At 71.6% G+C, this 17275-nt stretch carries 13 protein-coding genes and 1 pseudogene; 9 read left to right on the top strand and 5 right to left on the bottom strand.

Annotated features, from left to right (window positions below; translation table 11 throughout):
* Positions 1 to 100: 100 nt before the first annotated feature.
* Positions 101 to 1612 (top strand): glycoside hydrolase family 43 protein, encoded by a 1512-nt coding sequence (locus ABZ464_RS37175; RefSeq protein WP_359284956.1) that lies wholly within the window; start codon positions 101 to 103, stop codon positions 1610 to 1612.
* A gap of 206 nt (positions 1613 to 1818) precedes the next feature.
* Here the strand turns inward: ABZ464_RS37175 and ABZ464_RS37170 are convergent, their stop codons facing one another.
* The 4 genes and pseudogenes from ABZ464_RS37170 to ABZ464_RS37155 all read right to left on the bottom strand — a co-directional run bounded on the left by ABZ464_RS37170 (position 1819) and on the right by ABZ464_RS37155 (position 5960).
* Entirely contained in the window at positions 1819 to 2004 is a 186-nt protein-coding gene (locus ABZ464_RS37170; RefSeq protein ID WP_359284954.1) for a hypothetical protein, read from the bottom strand.
* A gap of 34 nt (positions 2005 to 2038) precedes the next feature.
* A pseudogene (locus tag ABZ464_RS37165) lies at positions 2039 to 2523 on the bottom strand (glycoside hydrolase family 3 N-terminal domain-containing protein); the annotation flags it as partial.
* A 27-nt stretch (positions 2524 to 2550) separates the two neighbouring features.
* Entirely contained in the window at positions 2551 to 5187 is a 2637-nt protein-coding gene (locus tag ABZ464_RS37160; protein WP_359284952.1) for a family 78 glycoside hydrolase catalytic domain, read from the bottom strand.
* Positions 5187 to 5960 (bottom strand): alpha/beta fold hydrolase, encoded by a 774-nt coding sequence (locus ABZ464_RS37155; RefSeq protein ID WP_359284949.1) that lies wholly within the window; start codon positions 5958 to 5960, stop codon positions 5187 to 5189. The genes ABZ464_RS37160 and ABZ464_RS37155 overlap by 1 nt, the downstream gene beginning before the upstream one ends.
* A 188-nt stretch (positions 5961 to 6148) precedes the next feature.
* Here ABZ464_RS37155 and ABZ464_RS37150 point away from each other — a divergent pair, with 188 nt between their 5' ends.
* The 5 genes from ABZ464_RS37150 (at position 6149) to ABZ464_RS37130 (ending at position 12531) form a co-directional block, all read left to right on the top strand.
* Positions 6149 to 7156 carry a LacI family DNA-binding transcriptional regulator gene (locus ABZ464_RS37150; protein ID WP_359284948.1) on the top strand — a complete coding sequence of 336 codons (1008 nt, stop codon included), beginning with the start codon at positions 6149 to 6151 and terminating at the stop codon, positions 7154 to 7156.
* A gap of 277 nt (positions 7157 to 7433) precedes the next feature.
* Positions 7434 to 8987 carry an ABC transporter substrate-binding protein gene (locus tag ABZ464_RS37145; protein ID WP_359284946.1) on the top strand — a complete coding sequence of 518 codons (1554 nt, stop codon included), beginning with the start codon at positions 7434 to 7436 and terminating at the stop codon, positions 8985 to 8987.
* A gap of 9 nt (positions 8988 to 8996) precedes the next feature.
* Positions 8997 to 9938 carry an ABC transporter permease gene (locus ABZ464_RS37140; protein ID WP_359284944.1) on the top strand — a complete coding sequence of 314 codons (942 nt, stop codon included), beginning with the start codon at positions 8997 to 8999 and terminating at the stop codon, positions 9936 to 9938.
* Positions 9935 to 11695, top strand: coding sequence for a dipeptide/oligopeptide/nickel ABC transporter permease/ATP-binding protein (locus tag ABZ464_RS37135; RefSeq protein WP_359284941.1), 1761 nt, complete (start codon positions 9935 to 9937; stop codon positions 11693 to 11695). Before ABZ464_RS37140 ends, ABZ464_RS37135 begins: the two co-directional genes overlap by 4 nt.
* A complete protein-coding gene (locus ABZ464_RS37130) occupies positions 11692 to 12531 on the top strand; it encodes an ATP-binding cassette domain-containing protein (protein ID WP_359284938.1) in 840 nt (279 codons plus the stop codon). The genes ABZ464_RS37135 and ABZ464_RS37130 overlap by 4 nt, the downstream gene beginning before the upstream one ends.
* A 128-nt stretch (positions 12532 to 12659) precedes the next feature.
* Here ABZ464_RS37130 and ABZ464_RS37125 read toward each other — a convergent pair whose 3' ends face one another.
* The gene (locus tag ABZ464_RS37125; protein WP_359284936.1) at positions 12660 to 13640 is read right to left on the bottom strand and encodes a LacI family DNA-binding transcriptional regulator; all 981 of its coding nucleotides are present in this window, start codon (positions 13638 to 13640) and stop codon (positions 12660 to 12662) included.
* 213 nt (positions 13641 to 13853) lie between these two features.
* Between ABZ464_RS37125 and ABZ464_RS37120 the strand changes: the two genes are divergently transcribed.
* The 3 genes from ABZ464_RS37120 (at position 13854) to ABZ464_RS37110 (ending at position 16940) form a co-directional block, all read left to right on the top strand.
* On the top strand, positions 13854 to 15179 hold the full coding sequence (locus tag ABZ464_RS37120) for an MFS transporter (RefSeq protein WP_359284933.1): 1326 nt from the start codon (positions 13854 to 13856) through the stop codon (positions 15177 to 15179).
* Positions 15180 to 15323: 144 nt separating this feature from the next.
* Complete coding sequence (locus ABZ464_RS37115) at positions 15324 to 16289, top strand: alpha/beta hydrolase (protein WP_359284931.1); 966 nt, start codon at positions 15324 to 15326, stop codon at positions 16287 to 16289.
* A gap of 201 nt (positions 16290 to 16490) precedes the next feature.
* Positions 16491 to 16940: a spore-associated protein gene (locus ABZ464_RS37110; protein ID WP_359284928.1), complete on the top strand. Its 450-nt coding sequence runs from the start codon at positions 16491 to 16493 to the stop codon at positions 16938 to 16940.
* Positions 16941 to 17275: the final 335 nt, after the last annotated feature.

The following is a 17275-nucleotide window of genomic DNA, read 5'->3' as shown; positions in this document are numbered from 1 at the left end:
CCGGCTCGACGCACGGCCCGCTGAGAATTGATCACCCCGGTCCCCCGATCCGGTGGCCGACGGCGTCATCATGCGGTCAACGACCATGGAAGGACTCGATGTGGCGAGCACACCCGAGACGGACGACACCTTCGGCAACCCCGTCATCGCGGGATTCCACCCCGACCCGAGCGTCTGCCGGGTGGGCGAGGACTACTACCTCGCCTGCTCCAGCTTCGAGTACTTCCCGGGTGTGCCCCTCTTCCACAGCCGTGATCTGGTGCACTGGACCCAGATCGGCAACGCTCTGGAGCGGCCGAGCCAGCTACGGCTGCCGCCCGACTCCGCCGCGTCCGGCGGGCTCTACGCACCCACCCTGCGCCACCATGACGGCCGCTTCTGGCTGATCGTCACGAACGTGAGCGGCGACGGCAACCTCCTCTTCACTGCCACCGACGCGGCAGGCCCCTGGTCGGATCCGGTGCGGCTGCCCGGCGTGCGCGGCATCGACCCGGACCTCGCCTGGGACGACGACGGCACCTGCTGGTGCACCGTCGCGGGTGTCAGCCAGGTCCGCATCGACCCGTACACGGGGGAGACCTTGGGGGAGCCGCGGCGCCTGTGGTCCGGCACGCCCGGCGCCAAGGCCCCGGAGGCACCGCACCTCTACCACATCGGCGACTACTGGTACCTGCTCATCGCCGAGGGCGGCACCGAGCGCTGCCACGGTGTCTCGATCGCCCGGGGCCGCACCCCCCAGGGCCCGTTCGAGGCCTGCCCGGCCAACCCGATCCTGACCCACCGGGGCACCGACCACCCCATCCAGAACACCGGCCACGGGGACCTGGTGCAGGGGCCGGACGGTTCCTGGTGGATGGTGTTCCTCGGCGTGCGGCCGCACGGGGGCTCGCCCGGCTGGCACGTCCTTGGCCGGGAGACCTTCCTGGCGCCGGTGATCTGGGTCGACGACTGGCCGGTGGTCGGTGCGGTGACACCCCTCATGAGCGCGCCTCCCTGGCCTCTTCAGGAGCCCCTCGTGGCGCCCGTCCGGGAAGACTTCGAACTCGGTGAACTCGCCCCCGGCTGGATCTCGCCCCGCTCCCGGCCCGAGGAGCACTGCACGACGAAGGAACGGGCCGGCTGGTTGAGCCTGCGCGCCCGCGGACACTCGCTCGACGACCCCGAGGTCATCTTCGTCGGCCGCCGTCAGCAGCACCCGACCTGTCGCGCGCGGACCCTGGTCGACCCGGCCGAAGGACGCGGCGGTCTCGCTGTCAGGCTCGACGAACAGCACCACTACGAGATCGAGGCCGCACCGGGCGAGGTGCGGGTGATCGCCCGGATCGGACCGCTGCGATCGGTGGTGGCGACCCACCCGGTGTCCGGCGGCCCGGTGGTGCTTCGGATCGAGACGGCGGCCACCCGGCAGGTCCACGACGCGCGCCAGGGACCCGACACGGTCCACCTCGGCGTGCAGGACACGGACGGCACGTTCGTCGAGTTGGCCCGGCTCGACGGTCGGTATCTGTCCACCGAGGTCGCCGGCGGCTTCACCGGCCGCGTCATCGGCGTATACGCCTCGGCGGGCACCGTGCACTTCGACTGGTTCGACTACGAGCCGGGCGAGGACTGAGCGACCGGTCCCTCCACCTGGCGGCCGGATCCCGCATCACGGACACATGGCGGACCGTGCGAGCGGCCCGCCGTGAGTCAGGGCACGGCGGGCCGCGACCGGGGCCGGCGGGGAGACCGGCGCCGGGGCGGGGATCAGGCGTCGGCCGGCGTCGTGGGGCCTTCGCTCATCTCCATCAGCCGGTCATCCGTCCTTCGTCGCGGCCGTCAGGGCTGGGCCGACGGCCTGGTGCCCAACCAGTCGCCGATGGGCGAGTCGAGGGTGAGGGGCGTGACGACCTCGTCCCAGGGCAGGTCGAGCGTGGCGGTGGCGACGACGTCGTGGGCGTTGTCCGCCAGGTGCACCCGGTACGGTCCAGTCGTGGCGGGTGATGTCTCAGTACGCGAAGGCACGGCGGTCGAGGGTGATCTCGACGGTGGCGCTCTCGTAGATCTCCCGCAGGGTGCGCTCGTCGACGTCGGCGCTCACTCGCATCCGGTCGGTCTCCTGGTTGTTGACCGCGGAGTGCTTGACCGAGGAGCCCACGCCCTGGCTCTGCACACCCCGCACATGCGCTGCGCCCAGGAGGCCACTGAGGAGCGGATCCTCGGAGAAGTATTCGAAGTTGCGGCCGCACAGCGGTGAGCGCTTGATGTTGACGCCGGGGCCGAGCCGGACGTCCACGCCCAGCGCCCGGGCCTCCCGGCCGAGCGCCGATCCCACCCGGCCCACCGGGTCTGGGTCCCAGCTGGAGGCCAGGGCGACCGCCGGCGGCGGACACCGTGCGGACCGTCGCTCAGCACGAGGGAGGGGATGCCCGCGTTCTCGGCCGGCCTGGTCGACCAGAAGTCCTGGCCCGAGAGCAGCGCGGACTTCTCGTCGGGACTCAGCTCGGCGTCGGCGTCGGCGCCGTGGTCGTCGCTTGTCGCCATGGTGCGCGTTCCTCGGAGTGTGAGGAGCTAGGAGCCGGTGTGGAGGACCAGACGGTGCTGCCCGGCTCCCAGTGGGCCGGGCCGGGCGGTGCAGTGCCATCCGTCCGGGGCGCTGAACCGGCCGGTGGTGCCCGGCGGCAGTGAGATGTCCACCGTCAGGGCGTCGCCACCGATGGACCAGCCGACGGACACCGTGCCGTAGGGGGTGTCGATCGAGGCGCCGGCCGAGGTGAGCCCGCCGCCGGGGCGCGGGGCCACCTCGACGGTGCGGTAGCCGGGGGTGGCGGGGCGCAGTCCGGCGACGCACCGGTAGAGCCAGGCAGCCACGGCACCGTAGGCATAGTGGTTGAAGGACAGCATGGTGCCGGCCTTCTCGGTGTCGATGGTGCCGTCGGGGCGGATGGCGTCCCATCGCTCCCACATGGTGGTGGCGCCCCGGGCGACCTGGTAGAGCCAGCCAGGGCACTCGGTGTTGAGCAGGAGCTGGTAGGCCTCGGCCGTGTGGCCGGTGGCGGTGAGGGCGGGCAGCACGAACGGTGTGCCGAGGAAGCCGGTGGCGATGCGCCCGCCGCCGGCGCGCACCAGGGCGGCGAGGGCTTCGCCCACGGCGGCGCGCTCGGCGGCGGGGGCGACACCGAAGGCGAGGGCGAGCGCGCAGCCGGTCTGTGTGGTGCGGGCGTGGTCGCCCCACTTGCGCCAGGCGGCTCCCGCGGTACGCCGGTGCAGGGCCGTGTACCGGTCGGCATCGCCGGCATGGCCGAGAACGCGGGCCGCGTCGGCGAGCAGACGGGCGCTGTGCGCGACGAACGCGGTGGCGACATACCCGGAATCGGTGGTGGCGCGCGCCGGATCCTCCGGTGGTGCGGCCGGGTCGAGCCAGTCCCCGAGCTGTGCGTTGCCGCTCCAGGTCCCGTCGGCGTCCAGACGACCGGCCGTGAACTCGACCCACGCGCGCATCGCCGCGTAGTGCCGGCCCAGCGGACCGAGCTGCCCGTAGGCGTCGAAGAGAGCCGCCGGCACGACGGTGGCGGCATCGCCCCAGCCCGCTGCCGCGCCCGCGAACGGCAGCTCGTGCGGCGGCAGTTCACCGAGGTCCACATCGGGGACCACCATGGGGACCGCCCCGTCCGGGCGTTGCTCGACGGCGAGGTCGGTGAGCCAGCTGTCGAGGAAGGAACGGCTGTCGAACGTGGCGCACGCGGTGGGGGCGAAGGCCATGATGTCGCCGGTCCAGCCGAGGCGTTCGTCGCGTTGGGGGCAGTCGGTCGGTACGGCGAGGAAGTTGCCGCGCTGGGAGCGCACGACGTTGGCGTACAGCGTGTTGACGCGGTCGTCGGAGCAGTGGAAGGTGCCGATCCGGTTCAGGTCGCTGGCCACGACGCAGACCTCGACCGCCTCGAGGGTGACGCCGGGGGAGAGGCTGATCTCGGCGTGCCGGAAGCCGTGAAAGGTGAACTCCGGCTCCAGTGCCGCCGGTTCACCGGCCAAGGTGTACCGGTCGGTGGCGCGGGCGCCGCGTAGGATGCTGGTCAGCAGGCGGCCGTCACCGTCGAGAACCTCGGCGTGCCGGACGGTGACCGTGCCGCCCGCCGGGCCGTCGGCGCGCAGCCGGAGCCAGCCGGTCACGTTCTCGCCCGCGTCGACGGCGATCGTGCCGTCCGGCAGTGTCCGCCGCGCGGGTCGGACGACCTGCACGACGCGCACGGGCGGGTGGGCGCGCTGGGTCAGCCCGGCGGGCAGCGCGAGCGTTGCGGCCTGCTCCCAGCCGGAGTCGTCGAAGCCCGGTGACCGCCAGCCGTGCGGCTCCTGGCGCAGGTCACGCTCGCAGCCGTCGTACAGGTCGGCCGCCAGCAGGTCGCCGTAACCACCCCGCCACTGGTCGTCGGTGGCGATCGTGACGGTGGTGCCGTCGGCCAGGGCGACCTCCAGCTGGGCGAGCAGCGCGCACGTGTCGCCGTACACGTCGCGGTTCTTGTGCCAGGTGAGGTGGCCGCGGTACCAGCCGTCCCCGACCGCGGCGGACAGCGCGTTGCGGCCGGCGGTGAGCAGGCCGGTGACGTCGTAGGTGGCGTGGAGCAGGCGGTGGGGATAGCTGGTCCAGCCGGGTTCCAGCAGGTCGTCCGAGACCGGGCGGCCGTTGACCGTGGTGCGGTGGACGCCCGTCGCGGTCACGTACAGCCGGGCGGACACCGGCTTCGCCGGGAGGTCGAACTCCCGGCGCAGCAGCGGCACCGGGCCGGGGGAGGTACGGCCCCGGTCACTGGGCAGACGGACGGGACGGGCCGTCCAGTCCGCGTTGTCGAGGAGCGCGGCCTCCACTCGGGCGGGTTCGCTCCATGCCGTCCATCCGAGGTCGGTGCGGGCGCGGACGCGCCAGTGGCGGACCTCGCGGCTGCCGAGCGGTCCGGCGGGCCACGGGTGGTCCGTCACCGTGTCGGACTCGACCTCTCCGCCGGAGGCGGCGTCGCCGAAGTCCCGGTCGGCCGAGACCTGGATCTCGTACGCGTGCTGCAGGACGCCGGGCCGGTCGCTCGCCAGCGCCCACGACAGACGAGGGGCGGAGTACGGGGTGGCCACGAGACCGGAGTCGTCCGCGGTGCGCAGCCCGACGACCGCCGTGGTGGTGTCCGTACCGTGGCGCACCTCGAAGCTGGACGTCGTCATCACCGCAGGTGCCTCCGGAGGAATCGCAGGGTCGACTGATGGAGTGCGGTGCGGTGCGGGACGCTGCCCCAGGCGTGGTCCGCGCCGTCGACGACTTCGAGTTCGGCGTTGCCGTCGTAGTGGTCGAGGTAGCGGCGGACGTACGCGAGGGGAGCGATCTCGTCCTTGCCGCCGTGCAGGATGTGGACCGGGCCGGAGTAGGCGCCGGACCGCCCGTAGACGTCGAGAGCGGCGATGTCCTCGACGAGCGCGGGGCTCATCCGGTAGCCGTCGGCGTCGAAGTAGCCCTTCTCCTCGATCTCCGCCGCGAGGCTGCGCCCCTTGAGGTAGCCCCTGCCGATCTCGAAGGGGGCGATTGCCGCCGGGGACCACAGACACAGCGCGCCGATGCCCGGCTCCTCCGCGGCGACGATGCCGGCGACCACACCTCCCATGCTCATACCGACCAGGCCGATCCGCTCGGTGTCGACGAAGTCGAACGCCCGGACGGCACCCAGGACGGCGCGTGTCTCGGCGATCTCGCCGGTGATGGTCACGTCGAAGAAGTCGCCGTCGCTCTCGCCGTGGCCCGAGAGGTCGAACCGGACCGAGGCGATGCCGTTCGCTGCCAGCAATCTGGACATGCCGACGAAGGAGGGCAGTTCGAGCCGGTTGGAGGTGAAGCCGTGGACGAACACCGCGGTCGGCCAGCGGGTTCCGGCCGGTCCGTCGGGGAGGTGCAGCGTGGAGCGCAGCGTCAGGCCGTTGTGGGGAAAATCGTGATGGCGGATCACGCGGCTGCCTTTCGGGTCGTGTCGGGTGCGGGGCGGGTCCGAGGCCGGCCGGGCTGATGTTGCGCCTCGCCCCGACGCCAAAGCCACGTTGAGTTACTTACTCGCGCCACTTAAACGTGTAGGTATCCTGAGCGGGCAACGTAGCCGCAGTCACCGGCTTTGACAAGACGCCTGTCGGAGGGAGAGTCATGAGCGGGGTATCCGGCCGCAGACGCGTAACCAGCGGTGATGTCGCGCGGGAGGCCGGGGTCTCCCGCGCGACCGTGAGCTACGTCCTCAACGACAGTCCTCGGCAGAAGATCTCCGAGACGACGAGCCGGCGGGTCTGGGAAGCCGCGGCGCGGCTCGGCTACGCCCCCTCGGCGGCCGCCCGTTCGCTGCGCAAGGGCCGCTCGGACATCGTGCTCGGCCTGCTGCCGGACTGGCCGATCGAGCATGTCCTCGGCCGGCTCGTCCAGCAGCTGACCGACGCCTTCGCCGAGCACGGGCTCACCTTCCTCGTGCACTCGTCGGCTCAGCCCGCCCGCCCCGTCCGGGAGATCTGGAAGGCCCTGACCCCCGCGGCGGTGCTGGCGCTGGACGCGTTCCCCGAGTCCGAGGCCGGTGCCATGCGGGCGGCGGGGATCGACGTCGTGATGTCGGTGCACGGCTCGCTGCGGGGCCGGCGCCGGCCCCCTCTGGTGTCGGAGGAGCCGATCGGAGCGGTGCAGGCCCGTCACCTGGCCGCCTCGCACCGCCGGCTGGGCTATGCCCGCCCGGACCTGGCGGGACTCGGGATCCTGGCCCGGCCGCGGCTGGACGGTGTACGCAGGGTCTGCGCCGAACTCGGCCTCCCCGAACCGGACGTCCGCACCGTCCCCTTCGACCCGGAGGGTGCCGTGGAGGCGGTGCGGGCGTGGCGTGCCGCCGACCCGCCGGTGACGGGCATCTGCGCGTTCAACGACGCCGTCGCCCTGTCCGTGCTGGTCGCCCTGCGGTCGCTGGGCTTGCGGGCCCCGGACGACATGGCCGTGATCGGCGTCGACGACATCCCCGGGGCGGCGCTGGCGCAGCCCGCGCTCACCACGGTGGTCCGCGACACCGACGCTCTCGCGCGCGGCCTGGCCCGGCGCGTCGTCGACGCTCTCGACGGCGGGCGGGTTCCCGTCGATCCGCTGCAGGACCCGCTGCGGGTTCTCGTGCGGATGTCCGCCTGACTTCGCCGCGCGTGCGCTCGACGGTTTCCGCGAAATCGTCTCCTGAACCTCTTGCGCAATGCGGATGACGCGGTTACGTTACCCGGCACTGGATTAAACGTGTAAGTGAAACGTGCAAGTTGCTCAGGTGAGACGCACCGGAAGCGACGAAGACCTGGGCACACGCGTACCGGTTCAAGGTCCGGACGATCATCCGCCCGGCCACCGGATCCACGGGGGCATCACCTCCAGCAGCCTTCCGCGCTGGGCGCACCCTCCCGACACCACGGAGACCTCGATGAAGAGAAGAACCGTCCTCCACGCCTCGATCGGAGCGGTCGCAGCGCTCACGCTCGCCGCCTGTGGCGGGGGACAGACCAGCGGCCGCGGTGCCGGCCCGGTGAACCTGACCATCGCCCTGTCCTCGGCGCCCAACAGCCTGGACCCCGCCCAGGTCGCCGTGGGGCCCTTCCTGAACTACATGGACCCCGCCTACGCGACGCTGCTCACCCGCAAGGCCGACGGCGCCCTCGGCGCCGGGCTGGCCGACGAGTGGGGCTACGTCGGCAAGAAGAACACCCAGTTCAAGCTCCACCTGCGCAAGGGCGTGAAGTTCGCCGACGGCACGCCGATCACCGCCACCGGCGTCGTCAACTCGTTCAAGTACTTCCAGAAGGGCAGCGGCCCCACCGTCGCCTACTTCCGTCCGCTGTCCTTCTCCACGCCGGACAGCTCGACCGTGGTGGTCAGCAGCCCGACTCCGAACCCCGACATGGGCACCCTGTTCACTCCCGCGTACATGGGCGGCGCCGTCATCAGCCCCGCTGGACTGAAGTCCCACAAGAAGCTGGCCTCCACCACCTTCGGCGCCGGACCGTACGTGTACAGCGCCCAGCAGTCGGTCTCCGGCGACCACTACGTCTACGTCCCGAACAAGAACTACTACGACAAGGCCGCCGTCCACTTCAAGAAGATCACCGTCCGGGTGATGCCGAACGTCAACTCCCAGGTGCAGGCCCTGAAGTCCGGGCAGATCGACCTCATGTACGGCACCCCGGACGTGGCGCCGACCGTCAAGGGCAACAAGTCGATCACCACGCTCCAGAAGCCCACCACCTGGGCGGGCCTGTTCCTGCTGGACCGGAACGGCACCGTCGTCAAGGGACTGGGCGACGAACGCGTCCGGCAGGCGCTGAACTTCGCCGTCGACCGCTCCGCCATCACGAAGGCGGTCTACGGGGACTACGGCTCCCCGGTCGCGCAGCCGCAGATGCCCGGTTACGACGGCTACAGCCCGGCGGCCGCGAAGATGTACCCCTACGACCCGGCCAAGGCCGAGCAGTTGCTGAAGGCGGCGGGATACGCCAAGGGGCTGACCATCCCGGTGAACTACGGGTCGTTCGACCCCTCGACGACCAAGATGGTCCAGGCCGTGCAGGACCAGCTCGCCAAGGTCGGCGTCGAACTGGAGCTGCGGGCCGCCACCAACTTCGGCGGCTGGATCAACGACCTGCTGACGAAGAAGTACGCGGCCACCGTGCTCTCGCCCGGCACGGGTGGCGAGGCCAACTTCTATGCGCAGCAGGCGGGATTCACCAAGACGGGCATCATGAACGTCTTCGGAGTGGACGACCCGGACGTCGACGCCGCGTACGCCCGGCTCGCCGCCTCGGACGCGAAGTCCAGCCAGGCGGCGTCGAAGGACCTCACCGACGTGATCGTGCGGAAGGCCCTCGCCCTTCCGGTGTCCGGTACCGACACGATCGCCCTGTTCAACAGCAAGCTGCACGGGGTGAAGTTCCCGGAGGGCGGCGCCCAGCTGACCTCCAACACCCTGTGGACCACCCGCTGACGAGGGCCGATGTTTCCCATCATTCTCCGCAGGCTGGCGCTGTCCGTGCCACTCCTGGTGATCGTCTCGGCGATCACCTTCATCCTGGAGTCGTTCGTGCCGGGAGATCCGGCACGAACGGTGCTCGGCATCAACGCGACGCCGGAGCAGTACGACGCGTTGCGAGCCGCGATGCACCTGGACCAACCGGTCGCCGTGCAGTACTGGCTCTACCTCCGTGACCTGGTGCGGGGTGACCTCGGCAGCTCGCTGTTCACCGGTGAATCCGTGCTGGGGCTGATCGGGCAACGCCTGCCGGTCACCCTGGCGCTGGTGGTCGGCGGGACCGTGCTGGCGAGCCTGGTCGGTGTCGTGCTCGGCGTGTTCAGCGCGACGCGCGGCCGGATCAGCCGCAGGCTGTTCGACATCGTGTCCCTGCTGGGCAGCGCGGTGCCCAACTTCTGGATCGCGCTGCTGCTGGTCGCGGTGTTCGCCGTCAAGTTCGCGCTCTTCCCCGCCACCGGGTACACCCCGTTCGCCGAGTCGCCGGGGGAGTGGGCGAACGGCCTGGTCCTGCCGGTGGTCTCGCTGTCCATCGGCGGAGTCGCCTTCATCTCCAAGGTCACCCGTGACGCCATGCTGTCGACCCTCGGCCTCGACCACATCAGAACGCTGCGGGCCTCCGGCATCGGGCCCGTGTCGATCGTCTGGAAGCACGCCCTGCGGGGCTGCGGACTGCCGGTGGTGACCACGATCGGCCTCATGATGATCACGTTCATTCCCGGCACGATCCTCATCGAGAACGTCTTCACCCTGCCCGGTCTGGGCACCACGGTCGTGGACGCGACCAACCAGCACGACCTGCCGGTCGTCCAGGGCCTCACCGTCACCTTCACGGTCATGGTGATCGTGGTGAACCTTCTCGTGGACGTCCTCTACAGCCTCCTCAACCCGAAGGTACGTACGGAATGACCACTGCCGAGGCACCCCCGAAGGCGCGATCACGGACGAGGACCAACCCCTTCTCCGGGATAGGGCGCCGTCCCCTCGCGGCAACGGCACTCGCCGTGGTCGTGGGGACCAGCGTCGCCGTCATCCTCGCCCCCCTCCTGGCACCGCATCCTCCACTGGCACAGGATCTGCTCCACACCCTGGCCGGCCCGTCGGCGGACCATCCGCTGGGCACCGACGTCCTCGGCCGCGACGTACTGAGCCGACTGCTGTACGGCGGACGGCCCACTCTGGTCGGGGTGGCGGTGGCCGTACTCGTCTACGCCGTCGTCGGCATGTCGCTGGGCATGCTGGCCGGTTACCTGCGCGGCTGGACCGACCGGATCATCGTCGCCGTCCTGGACGTCATGCTCTCCGTTCCCGCGGTCATCATCACCCTCGCCGTCCTCGCGATCTTCTACCAGAGCAACGTCGCCGCCATGCTCACGCTCGGCTTCTTCGCCTCCGCGGGCCTCGCCCGGATCATCCGCAGCTCGTGCATCGCGCTGCGCGAGGAACTGTTCGTGGACGCCGCCCGGGTGTCCGGGCTCGGCCCGGCACGGATCATGGCGCGGCACATCCTGCCCCGGCTGACCGGGCAGTTGCTGGTCCCGGTGTTCCTGTTCTCCGGCAGCGCCCTCGCCATCCAGACCGGCCTGGGATTCCTCGGACTGGCCACTCCGGCCCCCGCCCCGAGCTGGGGCGGCATGGTCGGCGAAGCCGCGCAGATCATGCAGCAGGACCCCTACCTGCTGTTCGTCTCCGGTGGTGTCATCGGCCTCATGGCCCTGTCCTTCGGGCTGGTCGGCGACGGACTGCGGGACCTCGAACAGGACCGGAGGCAGGGGACCGGCGGCCGGTCGCGGCGGCCCGTTCCTGCGGTGGCTCCGCACGATGCCGCCGAGCCGTCGGACACCTCGCCGGCCGGGGCGGTACTCGCCGTACGCGACTACTCGATCGCCTTCGCCACCGCGCAAGGGACCCGCGAGGTCGTCGACTCCATCAGCTTCTCGGTCCGTCCCGGCGAGATCTTCGGTCTCGTGGGCGAGTCCGGCAGCGGAAAGACCGTGACGGGCCTGTCCCTGCTCGGGCTGCTCCCGCCCAACGGGGCCGTGACGAGCGGCTCGGCCCGGCTGTCCGGCACCCGCATCAGCGGCCTGCCGGAACGGGAGCTGCGGCGCCTCAGGGGCAGTGAGATCGCACTGGTGTCCCAGGAACCCATGGGGGCGCTCGACCCGTACTTCACCATCGGCTCCCAGCTGGGCGAGGTCATCCGGCGCACCAGTGACGTGCCGGGCGGCAAGGACGCCGTACGCCGGCGGATCCGTGAGCTGCTGGCCGGCGTCCACCTCCCTGACCCGGACGACGTCGCGCGCCGCCACCCGCACGAACTGTCCGGCGGAATGCTCCAGCGCGTGGTGATCGCCATGGCGCTGGCCGGCTCACCGAAGGTGCTGATCGCCGACGAACCCACCACGGCACTGGACGTGACCGTCCAGGCAGGGATCCTGGACCTGCTGCGGTCGCTGCGCGACGAGCACGGCATGGCGATCGTCCTGATCACCCACGACCTGGGCGTGGTGGCGGACAGCTGCGACCGCGCGATCGTCATGGAGCAGGGCCGGATCGTGGAGGAGGGCTCGGTCGAGGACATCTTCTACCGGCCCCGGCACGCGTACACGAAGAAGCTCATCGAGAGCACCCCCAGCATCGCTCGCACCGAGGGCAGGATCGCGTGACCGGAACCCCCGTACTCCAGATCGACGGCCTCGCGGTCCGCTACCCGGGCCGTGGCTTCCGCAAGCCCCCGACCACCGTCATCGAGGACGTGTCGTTCGAGGTCGGTCACGCCGAGACGGTCGCCCTCGTCGGTGAGTCGGGCTCGGGCAAGACCACCATCGGCAGGGCGGTGCTGGGGCTCACCCCGGTCAGCGGCGGGCGCGTCCTGCTCGGCGGGCGGGACATCACCCGTCTCACCGGCCGGGCCCGCCGGCTGCTGTCCTGCGACCTTCAGGCGATCTTCCAGAACCCGTACGGGTCGCTCAACCCCGCGCTGCCCGTGGGCCGGACGCTGGCCGAGCCCCTGCTCGCGGGGGCGAGCGGTTCGCCCCGTGAGGTCCGTGAGGAGATCGGCGATCTGCTGCGCCGCGTCGGTCTGCCGGAGGACGCGGCAGACCGGTACCCGGCCCAGTTCAGCGGGGGGCAGCGGCAGCGCATCGCCATCGCCCGCGCGGTCGCCCGCAAGCCCAGGCTGATCATCTGCGACGAGCCGACCAGTGCCCTGGACGTCACCACCCAGGCGGCGGCGCTGAGCCTGCTCGCCGAACTCCAGGACACGCTCGGGTGCGCGTACCTGTTCATCACCCACGACCTCGCCGTCGTCAAGGAGTTCGCGGCGCGGGCCCTGGTGCTGCAGCACGGACGCATCGTCGAAGAGGGACCCAGCACCAAGGTGTGCGACCGGCCGCAGCACGAGTACACCCGCCGCCTGGTGGCGGCCGCGCCCGTCCCCGACCCGGTCCTGCAACGCGCCCGCCGCCGACAGCGGACGGAGTTCGAAGCAACCGCTCACTGAGCCGGCCGCGCCGCCCGAGGGCCACGTCCCGCCCGCTGCCACGAGACGTGCGGCCCGGCCTGCCGCTCACCGGGGCGGAGCCTGAAGGCGGCGCGGCCTTCGACAGGGAGCCGGCCTCGCGGCGCCGGTCAGGCGGACTGCCGGATCCGGATTCCGAGGTCGTCCTGGACCGGTTCGGTGGGGATCGCCTTGCCGTCGAGGGTGTCGACGACGCGGCGGGCCATGTTCCGCGCGATGGTGTTCGTGTCGCGGAAGACGGTGGTCAGGGGCGGCTGCGCCAGCAACGCGTAGGGGATGTCGTCGACGCCGATCACGGCCAGATCCCGCGGCGCGCGCAGCCCGAGGCGGCCCAGGCCCGCGAGCACCGCGAGCGCGACGTCGTCGTTGAAGGCACACACCCCCGTCACCGCCGGCTCCTGGGCGAGCCATGCCTTCACCGCTTCGGCGGCACCCTGCGCATCGAGCGGCACCGTTCGCACATCGGGATCCGGCAGACCCAGTTCGGCGCAGACCTTGCGCACACCGTCCAGCCGCGGCTGCGCCAGCACATCGAGCTCCGGCAGGTCGGGGTAGGCGTAGCCGAGGCGCCGGTGCGATGCCGCGAGGTGGCGCGCCTGCACCGCGCCGATCGGCTGCTCGGACACCAGGGGCGCCCGCGTTTCCCCCGCGATCGCACCGTGCATCGCCATGACCACCTCGACACCGGCGGCCCGCATCGCCCGGGCCTCCGGCTCGGCGAACTCCTGCAGGGCCAGCACGGCCGCCGGCGTCACGGACTTCCACAGCTCCCGCAGGGGGCGCGCGGGGCGAGCCGACGAATGCACCACAAAGGTCAGCCCGTGCTCGGCGAAAGCGTTGGTCAGCTGCTGGATCAGCCGCCCGAGGACGTGCTCGATCGGCCAGTCCGGCAGCAGACCGAGCACGATGTCCGAACGCCCCATCCGCAGGGCCCGCGCGGCCGCCGAGGGCGCATAGCCGAGCCGGCTGGCCGCGTCCCACACCCGCTGCCGCGTGGCCTCGGGGATCTTCTGGTGCGGGGTGTCGTTGAGGACGTAACTCACCGTCGCGCGCGAGACCTCGGCTTCCCGCGCCACATCCGCGCTGGTCACTCGCCTGCCTTCGGACACTCCGGTCACCCGCCCTGCCCTCGGTCCACCTCTTGTCAAAGCCCACGGCCGCGGTTAGCTTACCTGCCAGATTGCCTGACTGGCACGCGTAAGTGAAACGAGTAGGTCCCGCCCGCGGCCCCGCCCTCTCCGTGGTCGCAAACGACGCGGGGCCAGGCCACCAGCCCCTCTTCCCGGCCCTCAGCGAGGAGGCCCATGCCCGACCTCAAGGCCCGAGCGAGAAGCCCCTGGAAGACGGCCGTTCTGGCCGGCATGGCCTCCTACCTGGACGCCGGGGCGCTGGTGACCTCGGGCATCGCGATCGGCGGCTACTACGCCGCCCCGCTCCGGCTCGGCGCCGGAACCATCGGAACCCTGCTGGGACTGCAGACCCTGGCGTTCGCGGCCGGTGCGCTCCTCGGCGGCCGGCTGGGCGACCGGTTCGGCCGCCGGAAGGTCTTCACCCTCTCCCTCCTGCTCTACGCCGCCGGCGTCCTGCTGCTCCTCCTGGCAGCCGGACCCGCCCTGCTGTACGGCGGTGTCCTGGCGACAGGTGTGGCCATCGGCGCCGACCTGCCCGTCTCGCTCGCGCTCGCCAACGAAGAGGCACCGCCGGGCAGGAAGGGCACCATGGTGGTGTTCTCCGGCATGCTCTGGCTCGCCGGCATCGTCGCCGTGCTCGGCCTGAGCTCCTTCATGGGAGCCCGGGGCATGCTCGGCGGCCGGATCCTCTTCGCCCACCTGCTCCTCGTGGCACTCGCCGTGCTGCTCCTGCGCCTCACCCTCGGCGAATCCGCCGAGTGGACGGCCGCACGCCAGGGCGCCGGTGCCCACTCCGCGGCCGCCTCGCAGGCCGTCGAGTTCCGCCGCGGCAGGGAGCTGTTCCGGCCGCCGGTGGTCCACGCCCTGCTCGCGACCGGCCTCTACTACGCCGCCTGGAACCTCGGCGCGAACACCCTCGGCCAGTTCGGCACCTTCCTGTGGACCGCCCTCGCCGGGGGAGCAGTCGAGCAGTTCTCCCGGCTCACCCTGCTGGGACTGCCCGTCGGCTTCCTGGCCGGCCTGGCCTTCCTGCGGGTCGTCGACAAGCCCGCCCGGCACCTCTGGTTCGCCGCCGGCTCAGCGTTGATCGTCATCGCGTGGGCGCTGCCCGCCCTGCTCGGCGCGAACAGGTTCACGCTGATCGCCGTCATGCTCCTGTCCGGCGTCGGCAACGCCTTCGCAGGCGAGTCCGTCTACAAGGTCTGGACCCAGGAACTGTTCCCCACCCTGCTGCGCGCCACCGCCACCGGCGTGACCATGGCCTTCACCCGGGCCGTCGCCGGACTGGCCGCCCTGGGCACGCCCGCCTTCGCCCTGGGCCACACCCGGCTCTTCTTCGGCCTGCTGTTCGGCTTCATGCTGCTCGCGGCGGTGATCGGCCTGGCCTGGGTGCCCCGACTGCCCCCGGCCCCCGGATCCGCACAACAGCCCGCCCCGACGGCTGATCGCCCGGCGCTCGCCGACCGCCGGCCGGCCGAACCGTCCGCTTCGTCGACCTGAGCTCGCCAGTCCGGTCGGGGACGATCGCGGGCAGTCGTCGTCTTGGCCATGGAGCTGTCGTGGTCCCGACGAAGACAGCACCCGCGCCCACGCCGGAAGCCCACGGTCGCCGCTGCCCCGCACACGCCATGAGGAGGACCCGAGATGGTCATGCGCCCCCCGCCCTTCGACCCCGAACTCGCCCCCGAGCTCGAGGCGATCGGTGCCTGGCTTCCGCCCACGATCACCCCCGACATGATCGGGGCCGGACGGCGGACGGACGGCCCGTTCGCGCCCCCCACGAACGAGGAGCTGGCCTGTGACGGTCTCTTCGAGGTCGAGGAACGGTCGGTCCCGGGTCCGCCCGGCGCGCCGGAGGTGCCGCTGCTGATCTGCCGGCCCAGCTCCGAGAGCGAACCGCGCCCGGTCGTCTACACCATCCATGGCGGTGGGATGGTGGCGGGCAGCCACCGACTGGGCATGCCGCTCGACTGGGCGGAGGAACTGGGCCTGGTCGTGGTCTCGGTGGACTACCGGCTCGCCCCAGAACACCCGCACCCCGCGCCGGTCGAGGACTGCTACGCGGGCCTGCTGTGGACGGCCGAGCACGCCAAGGAGATCGGCGGCGACCCGGACCGCGTCGTCCTGGCGGGCGGGAGCGCCGGAGGCGGGCTCGCCGCGGCCGTGGCGCTGCTCGCCCGCGACCGCAACGGGCCGCGCGCGATCGGGCAGGTGCTGATGTGCCCGATGCTCGACGACCGCAACGACACCCCCTCCGCCCACCAGATGGCGGGCCTCGGCGTGTGGGACCGCACGTCCAACGAGACCGGCTGGGGCGCGCTGCTGGGCGAGGCGCGGGGCACCGCCGACGTCTCACCGTACGCGGCGCCCGCCCGCGCGGAGGACCTGTCCGGGCTGCCTCCGGCCTTCATCGACGTCGGCTCGGCCGAGACCTTCCGTGACGAGGACGTCGCCTACGCCGACCGCATCTGGCAGGCGGGCGGCATCGCCGAACTGCACGTGTGGCCGGGCGGATTCCACGGCTTCGACGGGATGGTCCCGCAGGCCGCACTCTCCCAGGACGCCCGCGCGGCACGACTGCGGTGGCTGCGCCGACTGCTGGGCGAGTGACCACGACCTCGTGGATGCGGCGATACGGGCTGCCCGCACCTCATGCGCACCGCTCACACGTCTCCGGTTGCGCCCCGTCTCGGCCATTCGTGACGCCGGTTATGGCCGAAAAGACCGGTAACTCCGGCACAACCATCCGAAGGGCGCGCCCGTCACACAAGGCAGGAACAAACAGCTCCTAAAGACCACACCGGGGGAAATATGCGTTTGACTCACTCCATACTGGGCGCCGCCACACTGGCCGCTGTGTCGCTGGGCGCCACCACCGCCCTGGCGGCACCCGCCTCCGCCGCACCCAACACCACACCGCAGAAGGTCTGCGGCAGCGGCTACAAGACCGTGAACTCCGCTCCCGTCGGCACGCTGGGCACCGTCTACCTCGCCTACAACGCCGCCAACGGCAACAACTGCGTCGTCACCATCCGCAACAACCCCGGCACCGCCGTGGACATGTCCGCCTGGATCTACGTCCCCGACACCAACGAAGGCGACGACGACTACGGGCACTACGGCTCCTACGCAGGACCCGCCTACGTCATCGGCAGGGGCCACTGCGTCGACTGGGGCGGCAGTATCGCCAACACCTACGTACAGGTGACCGGCTCCAACTGCGGCTCCCTCGCGGAACACCGGACCACCTACACCCGCTGATCCACCCCACCCAGCACGCAGGAGGGTGTCGCGGCGCGGGTGACGGCAGAGGAGCGTGGCCGTCCGGCCTGCTCCGGCGGAGCCCGCCGGTCTCCGCCGGAGCAGGCCGGCGCCCGGTGGTCGGCCCGCCGGCGCCGGGCGAGGCACCTGCGTGCCGCCGTCAGCGGCCGGTCCGTCGAGTCGCATACGCGCCGAGTGGTCGCCCGTCCCTTGGGCCCGCACCGGCGGCCTGGCCGCTGAGGTCCCCTCCGTGGCCGCAGAGGTCAGTCCCTCCCGACCTACCGGTGCGTAGGTTCCCTGCGAGGCCTGCGACGCGGGCAGGGAGAGGAGGCGAC

It is taken from the genome of Streptomyces sp. NPDC005820, from assembly GCF_040630255.1.
In the GTDB taxonomy this organism is placed as follows: Bacteria; Actinomycetota; Actinomycetes; order Streptomycetales; family Streptomycetaceae; genus Streptomyces.
The sequence above is the reverse complement of the archived record's forward strand: the minus strand, read 5'-3'. Positions and strand labels throughout refer to the sequence as shown.

Excerpts from the sequence above, each read along its gene's own strand:
- ABZ464_RS37145 (WP_359284946.1), top strand. The coding sequence starts at position 7,434 with ATGAAGAGAAGAACCGTCCTCCACGCCTCGATCGGAGCGGTCGCAGCG.
- ABZ464_RS37140 (WP_359284944.1), top strand. The coding sequence starts at position 8,997 with ATGTTTCCCATCATTCTCCGCAGGCTGGCGCTGTCCGTGCCACTCCTG.
- ABZ464_RS37160 (WP_359284952.1), bottom strand. The coding sequence starts at position 5,187 with ATGACGACGTCCAGCTTCGAGGTGCGCCACGGTACGGACACCACCACG.
- ABZ464_RS37150 (WP_359284948.1), top strand. The coding sequence starts at position 6,149 with ATGAGCGGGGTATCCGGCCGCAGACGCGTAACCAGCGGTGATGTCGCG.
- ABZ464_RS37120 (WP_359284933.1), top strand. The coding sequence starts at position 13,854 with ATGCCCGACCTCAAGGCCCGAGCGAGAAGCCCCTGGAAGACGGCCGTT.
- ABZ464_RS37135 (WP_359284941.1), top strand. The coding sequence starts at position 9,935 with ATGACCACTGCCGAGGCACCCCCGAAGGCGCGATCACGGACGAGGACC.
- ABZ464_RS37110 (WP_359284928.1), top strand. The coding sequence starts at position 16,491 with ATGCGTTTGACTCACTCCATACTGGGCGCCGCCACACTGGCCGCTGTG.
- ABZ464_RS37115 (WP_359284931.1), top strand. The coding sequence starts at position 15,324 with ATGGTCATGCGCCCCCCGCCCTTCGACCCCGAACTCGCCCCCGAGCTC.